Source organism: Limosilactobacillus gastricus PS3, from assembly GCF_000247775.1.
GTDB lineage: Bacteria > Bacillota > Bacilli > Lactobacillales > Lactobacillaceae > Limosilactobacillus > Limosilactobacillus gastricus_A.
Genome location: NZ_AICN01000018.1, coordinates 1 through 6,753 on the forward strand (window position 1 = coordinate 1; position 6,753 = coordinate 6,753).

6 protein-coding genes are annotated in these 6,753 nt (G+C 41.5%); 1 reads left to right on the forward strand and 5 read right to left on the reverse strand.

Translation table 11 applies throughout. The features are described from left to right. Positions 1-4: 4 nt before the first annotated feature. A complete protein-coding gene (locus PS3_RS01985; RefSeq protein WP_007121866.1) occupies positions 5-1,990 on the reverse strand; it encodes an ABC transporter ATP-binding protein/permease in 1,986 nt (661 codons plus the stop codon). Positions 1,991-2,092: 102 nt separating this feature from the next. Between PS3_RS01985 and PS3_RS01990 the strand changes: the two genes are divergently transcribed. After that, positions 2,093-2,716: a TetR/AcrR family transcriptional regulator gene (locus PS3_RS01990; protein WP_007121867.1), complete on the forward strand. Its 624-nt coding sequence runs from the start codon at positions 2,093-2,095 to the stop codon at positions 2,714-2,716. Positions 2,717-2,748: 32 nt separating this feature from the next. Here the strand turns inward: PS3_RS01990 and PS3_RS01995 are convergent, their stop codons facing one another. The 4 genes from PS3_RS01995 to PS3_RS02010 form a co-directional block, all read right to left on the reverse strand. Next, complete coding sequence (locus tag PS3_RS01995) at positions 2,749-3,462, reverse strand: CPBP family intramembrane glutamic endopeptidase (RefSeq protein WP_007121868.1); 714 nt, start codon at positions 3,460-3,462, stop codon at positions 2,749-2,751. Continuing rightward, positions 3,459-4,064: a hypothetical protein gene (locus PS3_RS02000; RefSeq protein WP_007121869.1), complete on the reverse strand. Its 606-nt coding sequence runs from the start codon at positions 4,062-4,064 to the stop codon at positions 3,459-3,461. Before PS3_RS02000 ends, PS3_RS01995 begins: the two co-directional genes overlap by 4 nt. A gap of 61 nt (positions 4,065-4,125) precedes the next feature. Then, positions 4,126-5,226: a glycoside hydrolase family 73 protein gene (locus tag PS3_RS02005; RefSeq protein WP_050950793.1), complete on the reverse strand. Its 1,101-nt coding sequence runs from the start codon at positions 5,224-5,226 to the stop codon at positions 4,126-4,128. A gap of 86 nt (positions 5,227-5,312) precedes the next feature. Beyond that, positions 5,313-6,707, reverse strand: a complete 1,395-nt coding sequence (locus PS3_RS02010) for a L,D-transpeptidase family protein (RefSeq protein WP_040467913.1) — start codon at positions 6,705-6,707, stop codon at positions 5,313-5,315. Positions 6,708-6,753: the final 46 nt, after the last annotated feature.

Below are 6,753 nucleotides of genomic sequence, written 5' to 3' on the forward strand. Positions count from 1 at the left end.
ATACTTAATCAGCTGCTAAAGCATCAATTGGGTTTAATGCCGCAGCATGACGAGCTGGTAACCAAGCTGCCAATAATGAAATAATAATGGCAATGATAAAGACTAAAATGACGTGGTTAAAGCCAATTTGAATGAAGTTATACTTCGCGATGTTGGCCAGTAAGGCATTCGCGCCCACTTCCGCCAGAAAGGCAACAATCGTTGCAATTACGGCTGAGAAGATCCCAATAATTAAAGATTCAGCAATGAACATCCGTCGAATATCACGCTTACTTTCACCTAAAGCACGTAGAATCCCAATTTCCTTGGTCCGATCAGCTACCGACATGTACATCGTAACAATGATCATCAAAGCCGAAACTAATAATGAAATTGCTGCAATCCCAGCTAAAATGTTAGTGATCAGATCAATATAAGTTTGAATGGTAGAGATCATGCTTGAAACTGATGTGGCGGTAAAGACCCGTTGACCATTGGTTTTAATCCGATTAATCTCTTTTACCACAGTCTTCGACGAATTCATCGAATCAGCCTTAACCGCCAAAGCTGTAGCAGCTGGTTTCACGCCAGCATCCCGCATTGCTTGCGTCAAGGTCGTGGCATTTACATAGCTAGCCGAGTTTTGGCTGCTAGAAATCCCTGAGACTTTGGCTTTAAAACTGACCGTAACCGTGTTACCTGACTGATCCTGAGCTTGATAGGATAAAGTAACGGTTTTTCCGATTAAACTTTTCGCCTTGGATTTCGTTAAATTCTTGGCAACTGAAGATTTATCTAAGACTACTTCACCCACCCCTGGTTTCGAGCCGTTTTTAATTGTGCCATTGGAGTTGGAAGAAGTCCAACTACTTAATGACTGAGCCGTCGCTTGTTTTCCGTTATAGGCTACCGTGACCGACGTTGCTGAGTAGAGTTTTTGAACCGACGAAACATGCGCTAATTTCTTAATCTTATTAATATCAGAGTTTTTGAAATTCGTCTTACCGGTTCCAGCTGCCATTTGCGCATAGGCTTGTTGTTGGGAGGCACCAGTACCACCAGAGGAGCTACTTCCTTTTTGATACTGAGTAACAACCACCGCTTTCGGGTTAACTAAGTCTGTGACTTGCTTATTCACATATCCATTGACCCCAGTTCCTAAACCGCTAAAGAGCATCACAGCAAACAGACCAATGGCCGTCCCGATTACGATTAGTAAATTCCGCCCGAAGTGGAACTTAAAGTGTTTGTAAGCCGTTCGCATTGACACGGCAAAAGACAATTCTTTAGAGGTCAAGCGATGATTAGCATCATCAACCGGATAGGCCGGTCGAATCCGCTCATCACCATCGATTTGCCCTTCTGCCAAATGAACAATTCGCGTTCCAGCATCCGCCACGTGTTGGGAGTGAGTCACCGCAATGACCAATCGACCTTCGGCAGCAATTTCATCCAAGATTTTTAATACATCTTCGGTATTTTCGGCATCCAATGCCCCGGTCGGTTCATCGGCAATGATCACCTTGGGATCACTTGATAAGGCCCGGGCAATTGCAACCCGTTGTTTTTGTCCTCCCGATAGTTGGTTGGGATACTTCTTGGCATGTTCAGCTAAGCCCACGCGCTCCAACAAATCTAAAGCCCGTTGTTCCCGCTCTTGATTAGACAAGGTAGTCATATCCAATGACAGTTTGACATTTTCTAAAACTGTTAAGTGATTAATCAAGTTATAGGCCTGATAGATATAACCAATTTCATCCCGGCGATATTCATCCATCCGCTTCTCTTGGCTATGGTCTAAGGCATTTCCATTAACAATGACTTGACCCTCAAATTCTCGGTCCAAGCCCCCGATAATGTTCATTAAGGTGGATTTCCCACCACCAGATTCACCGAGAATTGAAACAAATTCACCGAGTTCGAATTCTAGATTAATCCCTTTTAAAACGGGGAATTCTTCTTTCCCGAGATAGTATGACTTTCGAATATCTTTTAATTCTAAATATGCCATAAATAATCCTCCATATATTTCTATACTTGCTAATTTTACTGAAAGCCGCTCATTTGTCAATTAAGTTTAACATTTTTTGACGATGTTAAACTTTTTGCTATAATGAAGGCATCATCTTATACAGGAGGTTCTTATGAAACGTGCAGAAAAAAAGCCCGTAATCGTCAGCTGATATTAACTACGACTACGGAGATGATTTATCAAGTTGGCGTCGCCAAGACTAATCTTCGGCAAATTAGTAAATTATCTGGTCTTTCAGTCGTAACAATTTATAAGTACTTCACTGATAAAACCGACTTAATTAATGCCACCATTAGCCAAATGATCGAGGAGCGTTTTGAGCAAGCCGAGTCCCTGATTAGGACCCAAGACTTACCTTTTATTGAACGGATTGAAAAAATCCCAGGTCCTGATAAATTAAATCAAGAGCTGCCTGAAGAAATCGTCCAAGAATTGATTAAGACGATTGCTGATTCGCCCCTTTTATTAAAAACTCTACAAGAGCGGATCAAAAATTTCTTCCAAATTATTATTATTGAGGGGCGGAAATCAAACTATATTCAAACAACTGCTAGCGATCAGGCCATTATAGATTTGTTCACCCTGTTAATTTTCCGCGATAATACTGGTAAAGCCCAACCTGATCCCCAACGGGCCGCTGATATTATTCAAATTATTTTATATGGTTTAACTAATCCTGGTCAGCAATTAACCTTCCATCACTAAAAAATGAGGCTGGAGAATTTTTCTCCGCCTCATTACTTAATTAGAATAGGAATGATCAGCTCAAGCATCGCGATCAAATTATTGAGAAAGTGCAAGCCAATCGATATCTTCAATTGGCCGGTGGCCCGATAAACAAAGGCCAGGACTCCCCCCATAAAGAAATAAATTAAATAACTGACAATCGTGGTACTACTATGTTCAAGCGTAAAAATAAGTCCTGATAACAAGATTGGTGGCCAAAAAGAACTAGCCTTAAAGAAAAAGTTCATCAATACCCCACGAAAGATCAATTCCTCCGCCAAGGGGCTTAAAAAGATTCCTGAAAGCGCCGTGATAACTAGTAAGACTGGGCTCGATTGGGCTAAAGACTGAATGGTATCATTATTGGATGTCGTCGTCTGATGATATAAGAGCTGGTTTAAAGTCGACAACGCTCCAACGCCCGACAACAAAACCAGATAACTAATTAAGATCCACCCAATTTGACTACCCCAACTTTTCGTCCGAACTGGCCACCGACGATATCTTTTAAACAGCTGATAGGCCCACAGAATAATGACAAAAAACAAAATTGTATAGGCCATGACGCCAAAAGTCACGATCCAGGGCATCCAGTGATAATTGAGATTGTGTAATCCCGATCCGATCATTAGTTCAATCACTGGTGGTAACTGGATCACTAAAGCCAGGGCTATCATGATCAAAATTCGTTGACTTAAACTTAACTGTTTGTTGCTACTATTCATGAGCCGCTCCCTTCATGAAAAACTTCTTCAAAGATGGCCTTGGTTTGAGCTGCTTGATAGCCATGTACCCGGAGATAATCAACTTTAGCAATTAAAATTTCATATTCCCATAAGGAAGATAAATCATGAGAATTATAGTAGTGCAAGGTTAAATTGATGGCTGACAAATCAGTCAGATAGCCTTGAAAATCATCACTGCCCTTATATTGATCAGTCCCCAGAACCACAGCTTGGTGCTGCTGATAAGCTTCTTCTAATAAGGTTCTCAAAATGTTTACCTGCTTAAAGGAATGCTGACGCAGATATTCCTGCAAATGCCAAATATCAAAGTAACCATGATTTTGGGCCACCTTTGCTTTCGTCGAAACCGTTAATAAATAATCGGTTTGTTCACGCACTTGATGAATACTGGTTAATCGGATCGCCGTTAAACCATTTATCTTCCCATCCCAATCAAGCCCTAACAATAGAACAAATAACTCGTCGATGGCGACAACAAACCCAACATCAAACATATCATCATCATTAAAGTTATAAACTTCAACGAGCGTCCCCTGTTGTTGATTAATTACTAATGTTTGCCTTATTGCTGATAAATCCATCCTGATCTCCTTCATATGATAGTTACCATCTTACCTGAAGATGATCAGTTTGACTAGTCGTCTAAAACCAGAAGCGGCGAATGAGGCCAATCACTCCCACTGATCCCATCCCTCCCAGCATGGGCCATTGCCAGTTCCAAGAAGTCTTCGAGGGAGATGAACTGGCTTTTTCATGTCCATTGGTTGTCATCGTGGCTGGATAACGATTGGCAGTCGATGATTGCTGATCATGATCGTATTTATCCAAGTGATAGGAACGAATCAATTGATCTAATTTTTGATGATAATGTGGATCGGTAGCATATACTCCAGTCAAGGATTTGATCGCAGACTGATAGTTTTTACTATGCGAGCGATGAACATTTTGGTAAATAGGCTGGTCCATCACCATGGCGTAATCAATTAGGGCCGCTTCCACATTGGGATAATGTTTAAATTGCCCATTAATAACTTGATTAGCTCCGTCAAGATGCTCATTAGTCGGCATCATGACGGAATTCCCCTGAAAATCGCCTTTCACCCCAAATAAGTTATGGCTTTGGCGCGCCAATTTACTTTGGCACCAATTACTTTCTAAAATTGCTTGCGCCATCATAATCGATGGATATAAATCATATCGGTTCCCAATCGGGACTGCATTTCGAGATAATGTTTTTATGAATTCTGCTTGCTCATGACTAAGCGGTGCTTTTAATCGTGGATAAACTTCTGTATCATCGCTCTCTTGCACTTCTGAAGAACTACTAGTGGTTATATCTTCACTCGGGATAATATCATTTGCTGATGAAGCTGGTATTGGCGAAGGAGCTTCAATTACCTGAGGTACTGATTCAACTTGAGTGGGCTCGGTTTGGGCCGGCTGAATGTCATTAAGGGTTGGTTCCTTAACTTGCGGATGCTCTTCTTGCCAGTCTTTAGCTAATTGGCGTCCTCGTTCATACCATTGCCGAGCCCTTTCATCATGATAATCGCGTTTGCGATCATGTAAATAATCATCAATTCCCTCGTAAAACCAAGTTAATTGATCCTGCTGTTGAGTACTGCTCGACTGATCGCTAAACGGTATTGATGAAGCAGGCACATTCTTACTGGCATGAACCGGTTTAGCATTCAGGCTGCCAACAAGTATTCCCATAATCATTAATCCATAAAATTGTTTCATTTGATCTTCCTCCTAGGAAAATATACGAAAAATTTTATAGAAAAAGAAAAATGACTCTTGGAATTTTCCAAAAGTCATTTTTGAGCTTAATAAATCACAACTGGTTCGTTTTGTTCCATATCAGCGTAAGCCGTTCCGGCATCGTAGGTATGCATGTTAACACAGCCGTGCGAACCACCAGTTAAGTAGGCCGTGCTTGACCAATCGGTCCGCCAACTAGCATCGTGGAAACCACACCCACTTTGGGTAAATGGTGCCCAGTAGCTAACTGGGGAGGCATAACTTGAACCATTATCGTTTTGACCACGTAAGGTGGTATTTTGTTGCTTGTACATAATGTAGTAAACACCCTTCGGCGTAGCATTACTACCATCTTCGGTCCCAGTAACTACATCCGCGTCAAAGACTAGTTTCCCATCTTTGTACCACCAAGCATGTTGAGCGGAGATCGAAACTTCGACATAAGTATCACCAATTCCATCGTTGGCTGTGACGCCATAACCAGTCCCATTTTCGTTATAGCCAATTCCATAAATAAAGTCTTTAGCATCCAGCGTCATCGACTTATTGCTACTAAAGGCGCTCACAATGGCACTCGCCGCAGCATCGGGATCAATCTTCCAGCCATAAGTTCCAGAATTACTGGTCGTAATTGTACTACCAGAATGGGTCTTAAACTTAAAGGACTTACCTAAAGTGGCGTACTTACTATTGATTTGCGCAATCTTCTTCTTGATTGCCGTAGTATCAATATTGTATTGACCATTAGCATAAGTAGCACTGGTGATTAAATTCTTAGCGGATAATTTTACCGTCGTGTTGTTAACCTTAAAGTCAACCGTCTTATTCTGTAAAGCTTCAAGCTTCCGTTTTTCTTTAGCCACGGTCTGGCTATCAGCCTTGACCGGTGTTTTCACAATCTTGGTTAGCTTAACTGATTTACTATACTTTTGGTCGTTGAATTCTTGGAGCATCTTCTCGACATCCAAGCCATTCCCCGATTTCGCCTTAGTGACGGAAATTTTACCATTCTTCAACACCGCTTGGGCATCTACAGCAATCGTCTTATCAGCATTGTAGGCATTGATGGCCGTCGTCGCTGCCGCCTTCATCGCAGTTTGTTGGGAGGTATCAGTTGCTGATCCCTTAACCGTTAAGTTGCTAGTCTTACTAGACGGGAAGAAGGTCTTTTGCTTTTTTAAAGCTGCTGTAAACTTGCTCTTATCCTTTGCAGTGATTCCAGAACTCGTTTCCGTCCCATCATAGATTTTTTGACCATTGAAGTAGACATCATTGGAAAGTTTGGTCTTCTTAACCTTTTCATAAGCCTGTTGACTCGTTAGTCCACCCACGTTAACCCCATTGATTGAAGTATTCTTGTTAAAGTAGGTATTTTGGTGATGATTAATCCCAGCTAAAACGGCTGCGACAACCACAACCGCCCCAACTACCGAACTAACAATTTTTGTTTGTTTTTCCATTTTGTTACTCCTCAGTATTTGTACTAGCTAATCTTACCACCAAAAA

What these genes read in the sequence shown, in the direction of transcription:
- PS3_RS01985 (WP_007121866.1), bottom strand. Translation starts at nt 1,990, where the DNA reads ATGGCATATTTAGAATTAAAAGATATTCGAAAGTCATACTATCTCGGG.
- PS3_RS01990 (WP_007121867.1), top strand. Translation starts at nt 2,093, where the DNA reads ATGAAGGCATCATCTTATACAGGAGGTTCTTATGAAACGTGCAGAAAA.
- PS3_RS01995 (WP_007121868.1), bottom strand. Translation starts at nt 3,462, where the DNA reads ATGAATAGTAGCAACAAACAGTTAAGTTTAAGTCAACGAATTTTGATC.
- PS3_RS02000 (WP_007121869.1), bottom strand. Translation starts at nt 4,064, where the DNA reads ATGGATTTATCAGCAATAAGGCAAACATTAGTAATTAATCAACAACAG.
- PS3_RS02005 (WP_050950793.1), bottom strand. Translation starts at nt 5,226, where the DNA reads ATGAAACAATTTTATGGATTAATGATTATGGGAATACTTGTTGGCAGC.
- PS3_RS02010 (WP_040467913.1), bottom strand. Translation starts at nt 6,707, where the DNA reads ATGGAAAAACAAACAAAAATTGTTAGTTCGGTAGTTGGGGCGGTTGTG.